The sequence below is a fragment of the Pigmentibacter sp. JX0631 genome (genome assembly GCF_029873255.1).
GTDB lineage: Bacteria > Bdellovibrionota_B > Oligoflexia > Silvanigrellales > Silvanigrellaceae > Silvanigrella.
Window position 1 is genome coordinate 1,941,139 of record NZ_CP123622.1, and the last position, 17,077, is coordinate 1,958,215.

Genomic DNA, 17,077 nt, shown 5'->3' on the forward strand with positions numbered 1-17,077 from the left:
CGACAGAATATGGTGGGTAGTCCATAACAAAGAGTAAGCATTTGGTCAAAACTCAATGGCACTTTTTGTGACTGAATGTTAACATAAAAAAGGAAATTTGCTTCCAATATAGGAATGAATTGAGTGATTAAGTTTTTAAAAAGATTACTGTTGTTTGTTATTGTGACGTTTATAGCAATGAATGCACTTGTTTTTTTTATTCTAAATAGTCAAACTATTCAACATGCAATTGTGGAATATATCAATGTAAATTATTTAGAAAAAAGTAAATTAAAATTAAGTTTAGGTTCATTAAGTTTAAATTTTTTTACGGGTTCACTTAATTTAAATGAAGTGTATATTAAAGAAATTAAGAACAAAGTTGATGCTTCTAAACAATTAGGAAATTTCAATTTTGGACTTAATCAGCTAACTATTTCATTTGATATTTTAGCTTCATATTTTCGAAGAACACCTGTTATTAAAAAAATTACTTTGCGAGGAGGTGGAATACAATTAGGTTATGATGATAAAAATAAATTAATTTTACCTGATTTTTTACAAATGGAAGACGATAATGAACCTATAAATATTCCGAAAATATTACAAGATAATATTACTAAAATACCATTTTCTATCGAAGGTATTAATATAAGTTTTATTTTAGGAAAAGAAATAAATAAAAATTATCAAAAAATTACTTTATCACACATTGAAATTGAAAAAGAATTAAATAAGAGCGGTATTCCAATATTAAAAAATTCATTGTTGGTAACTGATACAACACTGGTATTTCCATTTTTATTGGATAAAGTCTATATAAATCATCTAGAAAGTACTATTTTATTAGGAATTGATGGGAGTGTTTATTCTGATAAATTTGAACTTAAAAGTAATTTAGCAGAATTAAATACGGATATAAGAGGCCATATTTCTTCAAATCTAATAGAGTCAACTTATATTGCAAATATTGGTTCACTAAAATTAAATGCAAAAGATATTTTTCATTTATTAGAAATGGATGCAAAAGGTATCGCTGTACTGTCTGGAGCAGTTGTTTCTGGAAAAAATTTGTTTGATGAACCTATTTTTGATGGTCGAGTAGTATGGAAAGATTTTAAATTAATGCAATTTGATATCTATAATGGAAATGCTGATTTACATTTCAAAGATAGATCTATAGTTTATTCGAAAGCTAAAATAAAAACACACAAAAATGGGAATATTTATTCTCAAGGTAAATTTGAATTATTTGATTCATTTAATTTTGAAAATGAAGCTCAAATTGATAACTTAAGTTTTGCTGAATTACTTAATGGTTTAGGAGCTTCTTTTACTCCTGTAGATTTCGGAATATTTTCTGATAAAATGTTAGTCACAGGGAAAATTATGAGCCCCAACGAAAAAAAAGTTTTTGAACTAACAGCAATAGGTTCTGGTTCTGCAAAAAATATGTTAGTTACAACTTTTAAAGATAATAAAGAAAGACCTCCGCTTCCAACGATTAATTTTAATCTCAATCTATCAGCTTCTGTATTAGGTTTAGTTCTAGATAATACAAATGGATTTATAGCAAAGAAAATAAATGAAAATTCAGGAAATCTTAATATAAATTCTGCTTACATAGATTTTACTCCAGCAAAAGGTATTTCTGCAAATGCTTCTTTAACGGGTAAGGATTTAAATTTAAATATATTAGAATATTTTTTAAAATTTAAAACCCTAGGAATCGGTGATTTTTCCGGAAATATCAAAGTAGACCCAGGGTCAACAAATGTGGTATTTAAAGGACTAGCAAATGCTTCAAATGGAGAAATGTTTGGTGTTGAATTTAGTAATTATTCTGGTGAAGTTGGTTTAGATAATTATGGGATATGGACAAAAAATGCATTTATTAATTTTAAAAATAAAAATACTACAGAAGATTCAATTTTAAAATTAAACTCTGTTGATGTAGAATACGATAATCTTAATTCAAAAATAGAAGCTTCTGGAGAGAATCTAGATTTAAATTCAATAATTGAAGCAAATAAATTTTGGATTAAACCTGCATTTTATTCTACTAAAGGGAAAGTAAAGAAGTTTTCCACATCTCTTTCTGGTTTAATAATGCATCCTTCGACTTGGACATTGAAAATGAATTCTAGTATTGAGAATTTAGAATTTTTAAATGGAAAAGTTCAAGATTCAAAGATAATTTTAAACTGCAAAATTGGAATATGTGCAAATTCTGTAATTTTATTTAATAATATCCAAGATAAAATTCCTGACAAAAATGTTTCAGGAAAAGGAGCTTCTTTTGCATTTTTTGAATTAAATAATTTTTCTTTTGATAATTCAGGATTTAAAGGGAAGGTAAATAATTTTCCAATTTCAGCCCTATCTACTCCTGAGAATACTTTAACTGGAAAATTAAATGCAAATCTTGAAATGGCAGGAAAATGGCATGAATTAGAGGGTAATTTTAAATTACTAGCAGCTGATTTCTCAGTTAATAATTCTTGGTTTGGTGATATTAGTTTGGTAGGTAAACAAAAAGCAGATAAAAATTTTTCAATAGATTTTTCCTTATATAATAACCAGATCGTTGGAAATTACTTAATGCCAAGGGATTTGGAACAAAATTCTATACTTAATATAAAATTAATAAATTTCGATGCAACAAATCTACTAAATGATAATGTAAGGGTTAATTATAATTTATTTTCTCAATTTAACGGAGCATTTAATTTTCAAGGACCTTTAGGTTTTGATCAATTTAAAAATGAAAAATGGTATCAAAAATGGGTAGGAAATGGATCATTGAATTCTGGACATATTCAAGTCGGAAGAATGTTAATGGATATTAATACCACGAGTCTTATTAACTTTAATGGGAAAAGTATTAATTTAAATACTTTTCAAATGAATGGGCAAATTGGAAAAGTTGAGATTGGAAAATCAAATTTTAATATAGAAAATAAATATTTAAATACATCTTTGAATATTGATGCTAATCTTAATAAAATTGATCAATTGCATGAAGACTTCGGTTCGTCTGAAGGAAATTTAAAAGGACAATTTATTTTAGATGGATACTTATCTGATTTAACAACATCAGGATCAATAATTCTTGATGCGAAAACTTTATTTTTGAAAAATTATCAGCCGGCGTTTACAAATTTATATGGAAAGTTCGAGTTTAATGGAAATAAATTAGAATTGAATTCCTTTTATGCAGAAAAAGGAACAGGTTATATTAATGGTGCAGGGAGTATAGATTTTTCAAAATTATTTAGTGAAAATCCTGAATCACCTGATCTTTTTTTCAAATTGTCAGCACAGAATGTAGATTTAAGAGTACCTGTTCCAATTATTCAAGTAATTGATACTACCTTTGATGCTGGAATTTCAATTTCTGGGAACTCAATGCCATATAATATTTCTGGAGATGTTACTATTAGTAAATTCCGAATTTTTAAAGATATTGGATGTGATGAAATAACTAGACAATTAAATTTACAAAATTCAAGTTTAAATACGACACAAGGATCTTCTGTACCTATTGCAAACCTTAATATTAATTTTCAAGCTTTGAATTCTCTAGTCATTCAAACTCAGTGTGTAAGAGGAAAATTTTCAACATCACCAACTTTACATATTGCTGGTGATACAACAAATCCAGTTATAGTAGGTAACTTAACAACTGATAGAGCTAACTTGTTTTTATTGAAAAGCAGATTCGATGTTAAACGAGCTGATTTCAATTTTATTGAATTGCAAAAATATGATCCAAATATTGATATTCAAATGGAATCTAGAGTTGCCTCATATACAATTCTTGCCAATTTAAATGGAAGATTTAGTAGACCAAAAATAGATCTTAGTATTATTCCCCCAAATTTACCAAATGGAGATAGAATGACGGAGTTCGATATTATTTCTATTATTTCAACAGGACAAATTCCAGCACAAAGCTCAAGCGCAAACTTGCTTTCAGCTTCTACAAATGTCTTTTTCTCATTTGGTGATAGCACTCCTGGTTTAGGAGTTTTAAATTCTACAGTAAATACAGTAACAGCAGGTCTTTTCGATAATGTAAATGTAGTACCTACTTCTCAAAATGGGCAATACAGTTGGAGAGTAACTGCCAGTCGCTCCGTTGCAGAAAGATTTAATTTAGGTGTAAGCTACCAAGGACAATCTGGAGATGCAGGTGCTTCACCTTCACCATCATTTACAGCAGATTACTTTTTAAATGATGTTATTAGTTTGTTTAGTTCTTATTCTATGACAAACTCATCTACGTCCTCCACACAACAACAATCATTAAGTGATTACACTGGTGGGCTGAGGTTTAGATTTGGAAGTCAATAAGTTTTTTAAAATAATTTGTGTTTTTTTATTTTCTTTCGTTCCATTTGTAGCTTTTGGTCAAATAAATAAATACAGGCTGCTTGATCCATCTATCGCTCCTAAGTCGGTTGAGCTTCATTTGTTTGTAGATGGAAAAGAAGTAAGTTTTTATCCTGATATACTTGCAACTTTATCATCTGTTCCATTAAGTGAGTTAGATGATGCTATTATTTCAGAGTTAGTAGAAACTAAATTATATCAAAATGTAGAAGTTGAAAAATATATTTCTAAAACAAATGAAACTATATTTATAACAAAAGCTACAACAATTAAAAGAGTTCAAGAAATAATAATAAACGGATTAAACTCATCTGAATTGTCTGAATATTTACGAATTATTTCTAGCCAAAGAGGACAGCCATTCAACGAGTCAATTTTAAATTCAGATGCTGAAAAAATTCGCAGAAATTTATTTGAGCATGGTTTTTTAAATGCAAAAGTTGTTTCAACAAAAGTAAATGAATTATCTAGTGATTATGTTCAGGTAGTTTTTGAGGTTGAGAAAAATAATCCATGCCGCATTGATCAAGTTGTGATTGAAGATTCATATTCAAACTTATTAAATTTTATAACAGCTCCAATAGAGACCGGTACAATATGTGATTTAAAGATAATAAACGAAACATTAGATCTTACAAAAGAAAACTATTTAGAACAAGGTTATTTACAGGCTAAAGTTGAAATGAAAAATATTTCTTATTCCGCTAGTAAAGAAAGTGCAAAATTATCTTTGGAAATAGAGAAAGGTCCAAGAACAACTTTTCAAATTTATGATCAAGAAACCGGTGTGCTTTTACAAGATTTTCTTCAATCTAAGCAAAGTTTAACTTATTCTGATATAATTTTAATGACAGATAGTGATTTAGTAACAATTTTAACTAATTTTTATCAAAAAGAAGGTTATGCATTTCCTGTTGTATCTGAACCAGAAAGAGTTATAGATAGTAAAGGAAATACTGTTTTAAAATTCTTAGTTAAAAAAGGACCACTAGTTAAAATTGGAAAAGTAACATTTATTGGTCAATTGCCTCAAAGTGAAGATGATGTTCTAGAATATATTGGACTAAAAAAATCTTTCTTTTCAACAGGAATACCTTTTTCTAAAGATAATATAGGAACATATCGAGACAAGCTGAAAAATCTTTATTTAGAAGAAGGTTATGCAGATGTTCAAGTAGCAGCGCCTGACTTTATTCCATCACAAGATAAGTCTGAAATGGATATTATATTTCGAATTGATAAAGGTGCAAAGTATGTTCTTAATGAATTAATTTTAGAAGGGTTACCTCTTGAATTTAAAATAGATCAGGCAAAAATTAATTCGATAATAGAATTAAATTCTCCAATCAGTACATTAAAGAGAAAATCTTTGGTCGAAGAATATAGAAGACAATTATTGGTTAAAGGGTATCTTTATAATCAAATTTCGATTAATCAAGAAATTATTTCCAATCAAGTAGATATTAAAAAAGTTAATTTAAAATTAACTATTTATCCAGGACAAATAGTTAGAATAAGAAAGATATTTGTTGATAGTGATATTGTAGGAAAAGATAGTGCGATTATCTCTGCTTCAAATTTAGAATCAGGAGATGTCTTCTCCCAAGAAAGCTTTGATACCGCTAGAGTTCGTTTACTTAAACACGATTTGTTTTCTTCTATTTATGTAGAAGCATTAGATATATCTGCACTTGAAAGAAAAGAAACAAGAGTTGATATTATTATTCATGCCAGATTAAAAACAGGTTTTTCTTTGGGGCTTTCCCCTCAATATTCTACTTTCCGCGGTTATATTTTTGCGCTTGATTTTACTTTAAATAAACTAAATGATGATGGTTTACGGTTTTTTTCTAATGCCTCTGTTTCTCAAGAAAAACAGCAGCAAACTTTTGCTTCAACTGAAACACAACAAATATTAGGTCGAAATATCAGTCTAGGACTTTCAGAATCTTTATTTAAATTAGGGCCTTTAGTCACTCCTATTGATATGAGTACTACTTTTGGTTATCAAGTTGCAGCTGAAACATTAACTAATAGAGAGTATTACACGGCAACCGTAGCTGGTGATTGGAAGCCCTCATTTTTTGATTTGAATTGGAATTTTAGACAATCTTTAGTTTATGAAAAATCTCAATCAACAAGCTCAGAAAGTGCCATTGTTCAAACTTTAGATAGCCCATCTGTTACTGTAAAAGAACTTGTCTCAAGTCTTACTTTGGATACGCGTAATAATGAAGCATGGCCAACTTCAGGTTCTTTACTAAATTTTCAATATGGCTTTGCACGATTTGGTTTTGGTTCGCAAGTCCAATTTAATCGATTTGGTTTTTCCTATGATACATTTTTTCCAATTTATAAAAGATTAAGTGCAGGTATTTCTTTGGGTGGTAAGTTTATCATTGATACAGTTAACGAAGATGGACAAACCGTAACACCTCCCGCTTCCCGGCGTGCTACTTTAACTGAATCAGCCTTGGTTAGGGGGTTTCCTGAAACTTATGGAAATACAGCTCCTGGGCCTTTATTGTGGATTCATTATCAAAATAATGGTGTAGCTAACTGTAATACACAGCTCGCTTCCCTTGGTGCGACAAATCTTATGTATTTAAAAGCTGAATCAAGATATCGTTTTAATGACTTTTTTGGAATGGTTTTATTTGTTGATTCAGCAACAAATTATTTTACCCAACAGGAAACAAATCAAATAAATTCAATTATAAATTCAAAAGTGGCAAACTCTTTACCTTCGAGTAATCAATGTGTTCCTGATAATGCAGCATTGATTGCGCCTAATCCTGTTCGTTTGCAAGATAGTAATTTTTTAGAACAATATTGGCAACAAGCCTATATTTCTACTGGAATTGGGCTAAGAATGATCGTTGGCAATTATGTTACGATAAGATTAGATTATGGATATCCTTTAAAAGATCCTTCTTCTGATCCTGAATGCGTAACTCCAGCTCAGGCTTTGTCATCAAGCACGCCGCCAAAATGTGTTAGCAGAATTCAAGATTCGTTTTTTACTGGGTATTTAAAATTTAGAGGTGCAATCCATTTTAATGTAGGCGCACAATTTTAATAAATTGCTTTTATTTCCTATAAATTCTCGATATGAAAAGGCTCTTATATTTGTTTGGAGAGCCTATGACCGATGTGCAAAAAAGTACATATTTTAATCATTCTAGAATGTTGAGTTTGGGTATTGATTTCCCGTTTCTAATAGCACCAATGGTTGGGTTGTCTCATTTAGCATTTAGAGAACTCATTAAATTCTATACTCCAAAGAATATAAATGTTCTAAGGTTTACAGAAATGCTTTCAACAAGAAGAATCCCAAATGAAAAGCTGGACTCTACTAATGAGCTTCGCACAAGTAGCAATGAAAGTTTTTATATCCCACAAATTTTAGGTAACGAAGAAAAGTTTATTAAACCTAGTATTGAAAAATTATCTTCAAAAAATCCCTGGGGATTTGATATCAATATGGGTTGTCCTGTTTCACATACTCTAAAACATAATTGGGGTGTGAGACTTATGGGTGATAAAAAATATGCTTCAGACATTGTGAAAATAGTTAAAAATTCTACGGACAAACCCGTTAGTGTTAAACTACGTGGCGGTATTTCAGATGAAGAAAATTTTGATTATTTATTAGACTTTACTTCTGAACTACAGAATGCTGGAGCTAATTTTATTACTATTCATGCACGAACCAGAGCGCAAAAGCATAGCGGATCAGCTAATTGGGATTTGGTTGCAAAAATAAGAAATAATTTAACCATTCCAGTTATAGCAAATGGTGATATTCAAACTGCTGAAGATGCTTTGTACTTATTAAATACATTAAAAATTGATGGAGCAATGATTGCCCGCGCTGCTGTAGCAAGACCTTGGATTATTTGGCAAATATCTGAATTACTAGGAAACAATATTACTCCTGAAGCTCTTGCAGGCCGGCAAGCGCCAAAAACACCGACGGAAGAAGGAAAAGAGTATATCAATGCATGCCTGTTACTTTTAAAGATTTTTAAAGAGCATTTTCAAGATGAAGAATATATTTTAGAAAAATTTCGTTTTTTTGTTGCTACAGGTGCGCGCTGGTTTCAATTTGGACATCACTTTTGGCGGCTTTCTATGCGGAGCAAGTCAGTCGAAGAATTGACAACTCAAATACATGAATTTTCTCAAAATAGTGATAATCCAATGAGTTACAGAATTAAAATGTTATAAATAGTCAAATTTAAAACACAATAAGTAAAATTTATCAAACTTCATGAATTATTTAATGGCAAAATTAAGTTACTGAGGTTTGTATGTGCAAAACAATTCAATATATTATTCCAATAATTATTTTTTTTGTTCTTATTCATAGTAATAAAGGATTAGCAGAAACTAATTACTTACCACCAGATCCATTTTTGATCATTGGTGATAACAATGATTTATCTAATGCAGATGAAATAGCAACAAAAATTGCTCAATTACAAGAGCAAAATAAAAAAATGCGTTCTAAAGTTTTATCTCTGCAAGATTTACTAATTTCAAAGTTTAAAGATAGAATGGAACTTAAAGTTGAAGTAATATCAAAAAATAGTGAAAGAGAATTACCGCAATTTGGTGTAATTGAACTCTCAGCTATTATTAATAATATTTCTTTGATACATTATAATAAACCAATTTTTTTTGATAGAAAAATATATCTTCCAATATTTAATGGTCCGCTTCCATTAGGTACTTATAAAATAAAAATTAATGGTATAGTTGGCCAATTTAATAATAATTGGCCTTATGTGTTACCTCAAGGAAAATGGAAAATTGAAAAAGAAATTGATGTAATAGGAACTCTTAGTTCACCTATCCATGATATAAAGATAGTCCTAAGACAAAATAGTATGACAAAATTACCAGAGTTAATTACTGAGGATGAAGAGCAAAAAGGAAATTAATAATGAAAAAATTACAAATTATATTCATTATTTTTTTTCTTTTTAAAATTAATGCTTATTCTTTTGAACTAACAAATTCAGAAAAAAATATTTTCCAAGATAATGAAACAATAAGAGTAAAACAATGGAATCTTCTTCAATCAGTAAATACAAAATTGGAAATTCTTCGCAGTAGTATTTTTAGCATATCATATCTCTCAAATGTTGCTGATCCAAATTCAAAATATTATTTAAAAGAAAAAACACCACTAGGTCTTAATAATGATCCTATTCGTGTTAAAATAAATTTAATAAAAGCTCAAGACCATATGTACTTAGGTGATGACTTAGCTGCAATTGAAATTGTTGAAAATGAATTAAAAAATATTGACCCAAGAAATAGAAGTTATATTTCTTGGGCAAATAAAATATTATTTCAAGCAAATAGAATGTTAAAAAATCATGAAAAATCAACAAATATATGTATTAAAATGCTTTATATAGGAGGAGCTGAGGAAAATTTATTTCCTGATAAATTTAAATTAGCATGTTCTAATGAATTTATTAATGAAGCAATGATCTTGAATAAAGAAAAAAATTATGAAAGTTTCAAGCAAAAACTCGTAATATGGTCGAATTCACCCATAATAAAAAATGACTCTAAATTGATGGTTTTAAGTTCTGCTTATATCGCTTTAAGCTATAGAAAAATTTATTCAGATAACTCTTTTGCAATAAAATATTTACAAGAAGCAATTAGCCATACAAAACTTGGGAATAATTTAATTGGTCGTGCATACCTAGTATTGGCTTTATTATTGTATGAAAATGAGAAAAAAGAAGAAGCATTATCCCTTATTCGCTTTTTATCAGGAGATTTTAAAGGTTATGGAGATAATTTGAAATATTTTGAGGAAGATGAATCGACTAAAGTCCTAGCAAGACTTTGTTTAGCCAGATTTCATGCTTCAATGTTTAATTTACTTGCCTCAGAAAATTGGTATCGAGATGTTTTAGAAGAGGAAAATGTAACAGGATTTAAATTAAATGCAAAAGAAAAAATAAAAGTTCAACTTGAGTTTTCTCACATTTTATACTTGCAAAAAAAATTTAAAGAAAGTGCAATAGAGTACAAAAAATCAATCGATAAAATATCAGGTGAATTAAATTACATTTTCGAAGAAAACCCGCAAAATCGCTCAAATAAAGTTAGGATATCGAAATTTATATTAGCAAAAATACTTTCAAAAACTGAAGTAAAAAATAATGATTCGAAACTACTACTATTAGAGTTATATGGAGATGTTTTAGCTGATTTAGAATTTCTTGAAAAAATAAAGAAAAGTAATTCAGTAGATAGTAGTGAGCAAATTGAAAATGTTCTTGCTTTGTCTAGTTTATCTGAAGAATATGGTATTGATTCAAAACTTGTTACCACCGCTTCTTCTTTTAGAAAAGCATATTATAATTTAGAAAATGAATTAAGATTTATTCGCTCCGATCTTGCAAATGCAATTAATGTAAATGATTTGGCATATAGCGGAATTCTTGAAGCAAGAGCTGTATCATCTTTAACAAAAGTAGATTCTATATTAGATTCTTTTAAAGATTTGGTTTTAAATTTAGATTTACTTGAATTTCAATTATGGGATTCAGAAAAATCTGGTAGTAAATTTGCTATAAATAATAGATATGAATTATTAAAAAGATTATCTTCAATTAATGATGAAATTAGTAAATATAAATTAAAAAGCGAAATAGAAGATCGAATTTTTTCACCTAAATTCCCTAATTCTTTAAAAATGTTAAACAATAATATTAATAATTTAAATGCAGAATTATCGGGATTGAAGTTTTTATTTGCTCTTAACAACAATAAAGTTCCAGAAAAAGCTCAACTTGAAGATATTGAAATATTAGAGAAATCTTTTGCAAATTATTCAATAGATATAATGGAAGAAGAATTAGTAAAAAATACTATTGAAGAAAGAATATTTCAAATTTCAAGAAGTTTGAAACCGACTGCAAATTTACTATTTGAAAAAAAATATGTTATCTTGGATGAAACTTTTAAATCTATATTTTCATTACATCAAAAAAATAAAGAAAAATCATATTCAATTGGAGAAATTGAAATTGATGAAACTATGAAAAATACTTGGTTGAATTTATTTTCAACTTTGAAGCAATTAGAATTAACTCTAAATCAAGTGAAAGATAGAATTATTGCTGAAAGAAAAGAAGTTATGGAAAAAATAAATGAAATAAATAATCATTTACTTTTTGCAGAAAAAATTAATATAGAGTTAAATAAAAAAATTATTAAAGAGTATAATTCAATATCGAATGAGCTAGCAGACCTACTTTTTCCAAGGATAAAACAATTTAAAGATTACATTAATATCTCATTAGCAAATTACTCAGAAGAAAATATCTCATTGTCGAAAGAGAAGAATGATAAAATTAAAGAAGCAGCTGAACAAAGAGAAAATTGGATAAATTCTTTAAAAAAATCTGTACAAATGGATTTGATGCGATGAAATATATTAAAATATTTGTTATTATAAATTTATTTCTATTTACAAAAATTAATGCAGAAGAATATTTCATTCCAAAATTAAATTCTGAACCTTTCTTTTATACATTACAAGATGAAACAAACTTGAAAAATGATAAACAATTAAATTTTATTTATCGAGATTTATTTGACTTGCATTTTAATACTTGGAAGACTGAATTTCAGAGACATACTGAAGAAATTAAGGAAAAATACAATAATTTGGATAATGATATTAAAAATGAAAATGATAAAATAATTGAAGAAGAAATAAAAAATGAAATTATTAAACTGAATGAAGTTATTAATGAAAAAAATAATTCTCAAACATATGCTGAAGCATGTTTTAAATTAGCATTGTATTCCTACATGAATAAACAAATAGATGCAGAGAAAGCAAGATATTTAATAGATGATGGCTTGAAAGAATTAAAAAGCTATAAAGAAAATACTAAACTTTATATTCGAATGAACTTACTAGCCGGTGATCTCTCAATTTTAAAAGAAAACTTCTCTGAGGCAAAAAATTACTTCATAAATATTGTAACAAAAGATATTGATAAAAATGAATTTAGAGAAGATATAATAAGAGCATATATTGGTTTAGGTGATAGTGAATTTGAAACATTTCATTTCCAAGAAGCGAAAGCAGCATATTCTAAAGGATTAGAATTTAGTCAAAACTTTATTTCATATTCAGAAGATAAATATTCACTACTTCTAGCTGAAATAAAATTGCGACTCATTTGGTCAAGCTATAGGAACGCAGAATATGATTTAGCTTTTAACTATGTTCAGGAGTTTTCAAGAGAAAAAGGAAGGTATGAAAATTTGATATCTAAAAAAGTTATGGATGATGTCGTGAGAGTTGGAGCATTATCTTTATTTGAATCAAAGAAAAAAGAGAATTATCTTAAAATATCTAAAGATAGATCTGCGGGTGACTTTGGAAAAAAAATAATAATTTCTTCATTTTATTACTTTACTGCTGCTGGATATCCTAATGAAGTTGAAAATATGGCAAAAGAAATTGAAAGAGAATTTTATGCATCTAGACTTTTGCCCGAATTTATTAAAAGTAGATTAGTTGCTTTAGCAAAAGCTGAAAATATAAATCGATATAATGAACTCGCTTATTTCGGTACAGCATTTATTGCAAAAGATTCATTATGGAAAAGTAGATTTGAATTATCTGAAGCAGAAGAATTAAATAGAAGAGAAATGGTTGAAAATTTATCACTTCAAGCAGGACAATATTATTATAATCTTGGGATATCTACAAAGTCTAGAAATGAATTTTTAAAAAGCGCACAAATTTATCATTCAAGAATTATCGAACATTTTCCTGAAGATTTAAGAGGAGTTTTATTTCAGTCTTATGGTAATGCTTTGTTTATGTCAAAAGACTACCCAGCTGCTTGGTTAGCTACAGAAGAAAGTTTGAAACATCCTTTAGATGAATTCAGCCTAAAACTTTCTTGGTTTCAATTAGTTAATATTGCAAAAGAACAAAGCTCTGAAGTAACAGATACCAAAACAATTGAATTTGAAAAATATGAAAAAGCTGTTGACGGTTTTATTGCACATTTTCCTCTCTATTCAATAGCAAGAAATTTTTTATTTGAATATGCAAAGCGGTGCGAGATTCTCGGTGATTATGAAAATTCAAAATTAAAATATGAAAAAATTTTATCTTTACCGAGCTTAGAAAATATTGAGCAAGCGCAGGAAGAAAAAGATAGAGTAAGTTTAAATTTAGCAAATTTATTAAAAAAAATGAGTGCAGAAAATTCAAATATAATTGCAGGTGCAGGTTCATTAGAAAAAATTGCAAAAGAATATTCGGTTTCTTCAGAAGTTATGTCCGTTGTCAAAATCACCAATTATTCTTTAGCTATTGAATATGCAAAAAATTTAAAAGAAAAAGGTGAGCTTTATAATTCAGCAAAATTTTTAGAATTATGGGGAAAGAATTATCAAACTAATGAGCAAGCTGGAGAAGCATTGGAACTTTCAATTAAGGAATATGCTAGCTTACAGAAATGGGAGCAAGTAAATTATGTTTCTAGTTACTTTATATTAAATAGAAAAGATGATTTGCGAATCCATGAAGTTATGTTTTGGAAAGCGCGGGCAATTGATGCTTTACTGCAATTTTCAAGTGCAGCAAAATTTTATATATTATGTTCGAATAGCAATAGTAATATACCTGATTTAAATACTAAAAAGTATGCATTAAATAGAGCGGTTGAAATCCTTCAAATGGTTAAAGAAGATGACCTAGTTCCTGAATTACTAGAGAAGCTTGCTAATTTTGAAAAACTTAGCAATGAAAAAAATAAAAACTATGAAGTAACAGAAATGGAGTCTGCTTATAATTATTTAAAAGAAAAAAAATATGTAGTGGCTAATAAAATATTCAAAAATATTATTGCAAGAAAAAAGATAAATAATTTAATGCAAGTAGATGCAAATATAGGTTTGTTAACATCAAATTTATTTATTAGTAATTCAAGAATATCTTCAGAAAATGCATTTGATAAATATATAAAAGATACTGTTTTAAAAATAGATGATTCTTACTCAAGGAATTTTTATCTAAAAAAATCTATTTTATTTTTAAATGATTTTGATTATACAAATTTTCTTAAAGAAAATGAGAAAAATTTTGACAAGTATAATTATCAAACGATTTTAGCTATGGGGAAAAATAAGCAGTTTGTAGAAAATAGAATTAAGTACATTGAAAAAGTAAATAATGTTGATGATATTTTAACAAAAACATATATTACATATGGTAAAATGAATTTAAAATTAAGTGATTCATATGCTCTTCTGTATAAATTTTATGACAAAAAGGATTTATATTTAACTGAAAATGATAAATTAAGAACAGAAGGAAAAAAATATTTATATCTATCTCTCTCTTATATAAAAGAAAAAGTTAGTAATGAAGATAATTTAGAATTATCTGCGTTAATATCGAGGTTTGATAAACGAAGGTTTACTGTGAATGTTCCTGCATCTATAGCAGATAAACAAGATTTTTTTGATATTTTAGAATATTTACCAAGTGCTATGAGTTTAAATAGTAAAATAGAAATTGGAAGGTTGTAATGAGAGTAAAAACTTTCTTTTTGGCAAGTATTTTTTTTCTAATAACAGCTTGTGAAACTCCAAAAAATAATGAAATTATCGTTGATTCAAAATTATTGAATTTACCAAATTATCAAACTTTTTTTTACTACCCAGAATCTACTACAAAGGAACAACGATTATCAGCTAGCAAGAAATATATTCCCAATGAAGTTATTGATTACTTAAAGAGTAATAAAGAATCTAGTTTCCTTGATATAGTTTCTAGTAATCCTATTTTAAATAAAACAATACCTAGCACATTAGATGTTATTGCAAGTTCTATAGCAGACATAAAAAGGGGTGACTATCAAAAAGCAATTGAAAAAAATAAAAATATTTTAAATATTTTAGAACGACAAAGGACAAAAACTTTAGATGAAGATTATGCAGTTTCTCCATTTAGGGAAGCAATGTTAATACTAGCTTTAGCTTATATGCAGGCAGGTGAGGAAAAGCAGACTTTACAAATTTTAGAAAAATTAATTATTTCATCAAACCATTGGACACCAGCTTATTTAGCTTTAGGTGAATTTTATTTTAGTAAAAAAGCTAATAAACTTGCTCTAGATGTAGCTGTAAAAGGAATCGATAAATGTTCAAATGATTTACTTTATCTTTATATTCTGCAATTAAAATCAGAAAGAGAAATGGGAAATTTAATATCAGCAAAACAAATTGTGAATCGTTTAAATACTCTGTATCCAAAAGACAGTAATGTCTTACTTTGGCAAGGGATTTTATATCAAGATGATAAAGATTATTTAGCTGCTTGTAATTCCTTTAGAAAAGCTTTTGAAGAAAATAGAACCAATCCTTATATTTCTCATAATCATGCATATTGTTTAATTCAAAGCGGACAGTATGATGAAGCTAATGAAATTTTAATGCTTGCTATGACCAATCATCCTTCTGTTCCATTTTTGTATTATTTAAATGGTTTTCTAGAAAATAAAAGAAAAAATTATTTATCTGCCTATAAGTCTTGGGAGGCATATTTAAGTATGATTAGTGAAAATGATCCAAATTATCGAATTGTAAATTTTAAACTTACCCAAATGGAAAATGAGAATTTACTCGATTCGTATCCAGAATTTTCTGGATTACCAGTTACATCTAATTGAAACTGATTGACTTTTTTAAATTAGATTTGTAATATTTTCCCACCAGCAAGCTCAATTCATAATTGCAGTTTTGAAATCAGAAGTAAAACTGAAATTAAGTTGCTTGCAAGGTGATTATTGATTTATGTGTCGATTCTCTCGTATTAGAGAACGCTCCTTGGAGGCATGTCTCATGGCTAAGAAGTTATATGTAGGAAATCTTCCTTTTAGTTGTACTGATAATGAGCTATCTCAAGCTTTTATTCAGTATGGTGTTGTAACTAGTGCTCGAGTTGTTACAGATCGTGAAACTGGAAGCAGTAAAGGGTTTGGTTTCGTTGAAATGGAAGAAGAAGGCGATGCTTTAAAGGCTGTTGAAAGCCTTAATGGTAAACCTTTTATGGGACGACCTTTAACCGTTAATGAAGCTAGACCTAGAATGGATAATAAACGTGAGGGAGGCTATCAACAACGTCGAGGATATAACGACAGAAATCAATAACTCAGTTTAAATCGGAAATTATTTAAATTAGGTGCTCCGAAGCACCTTTTTTTATTATACAAAATATTTTTCTAAAAATAAAAAATTTATTGCAGATTAATTTTTTTATTTTGAAAAATTTTAGGAAAAAATGCTTAAGAAAAACTTAAAAATCAAAACAATGGTAGTTCCTATTACAGTGGCAAGTTTGGATTTATTTTGGCTAGTAATTTCTCAAATACTTTCGTATTTGATTTATTTTAATAAAATTCTCAGTTTTTATCACATCATTATAAATACTTTTTTTATATTCACAGTTCTAATCCCTGTTTTAAAAATTTATCGATTATATAGTTACTTTATAAAGAAAAATTTACTTAGTTTAATTGAGAAATCTTTATTAGCATATGGAGCATTTTTTGTTATTTTTAGTACAATTATATATTTTATGAATCAAAATGAATTTAAGCTAAAATTTATTTGGCTTTTAACTCTTACTGTA

Annotated in this window: 8 protein-coding genes; all 8 read left to right on the forward strand. The window is 27.9% G+C overall.

Annotation, left to right across the window (positions count from 1 at the left end):
• Positions 1-123: 123 nt before the first annotated feature.
• Positions 124-4,335: a hypothetical protein gene (locus QEJ31_RS08490; protein WP_280589335.1), complete on the forward strand. Its 4,212-nt coding sequence runs from the start codon at positions 124-126 to the stop codon at positions 4,333-4,335.
• Positions 4,322-7,453: an outer membrane protein assembly factor gene (locus tag QEJ31_RS08495; RefSeq protein WP_280589337.1), complete on the forward strand. Its 3,132-nt coding sequence runs from the start codon at positions 4,322-4,324 to the stop codon at positions 7,451-7,453. Before QEJ31_RS08490 ends, QEJ31_RS08495 begins: the two co-directional genes overlap by 14 nt.
• Positions 7,454-7,518: 65 nt before the next feature.
• Positions 7,519-8,604: a tRNA-dihydrouridine synthase family protein gene (locus QEJ31_RS08500; RefSeq protein WP_280589338.1), complete on the forward strand. Its 1,086-nt coding sequence runs from the start codon at positions 7,519-7,521 to the stop codon at positions 8,602-8,604.
• A gap of 83 nt (positions 8,605-8,687) precedes the next feature.
• Positions 8,688-9,320: a hypothetical protein gene (locus QEJ31_RS08505; RefSeq protein WP_280589340.1), complete on the forward strand. Its 633-nt coding sequence runs from the start codon at positions 8,688-8,690 to the stop codon at positions 9,318-9,320.
• A gap of 2 nt (positions 9,321-9,322) precedes the next feature.
• The gene (locus tag QEJ31_RS08510) at positions 9,323-11,839 is read left to right on the forward strand and encodes a hypothetical protein (protein WP_280589342.1); all 2,517 of its coding nucleotides are present in this window, start codon (positions 9,323-9,325) and stop codon (positions 11,837-11,839) included.
• Positions 11,836-14,973, forward strand: coding sequence for a hypothetical protein (locus tag QEJ31_RS08515; protein ID WP_280589344.1), 3,138 nt, complete (start codon positions 11,836-11,838; stop codon positions 14,971-14,973). Before QEJ31_RS08510 ends, QEJ31_RS08515 begins: the two co-directional genes overlap by 4 nt.
• The gene (locus QEJ31_RS08520; RefSeq protein ID WP_280589345.1) at positions 14,973-16,115 is read left to right on the forward strand and encodes a tetratricopeptide repeat protein; all 1,143 of its coding nucleotides are present in this window, start codon (positions 14,973-14,975) and stop codon (positions 16,113-16,115) included. Before QEJ31_RS08515 ends, QEJ31_RS08520 begins: the two co-directional genes overlap by 1 nt.
• Positions 16,116-16,287: 172 nt before the next feature.
• On the forward strand, positions 16,288-16,596 hold the full coding sequence (locus QEJ31_RS08525; protein ID WP_280589346.1) for an RNA-binding protein: 309 nt from the start codon (positions 16,288-16,290) through the stop codon (positions 16,594-16,596).
• Positions 16,597-17,077 lie beyond the last annotated feature (481 nt).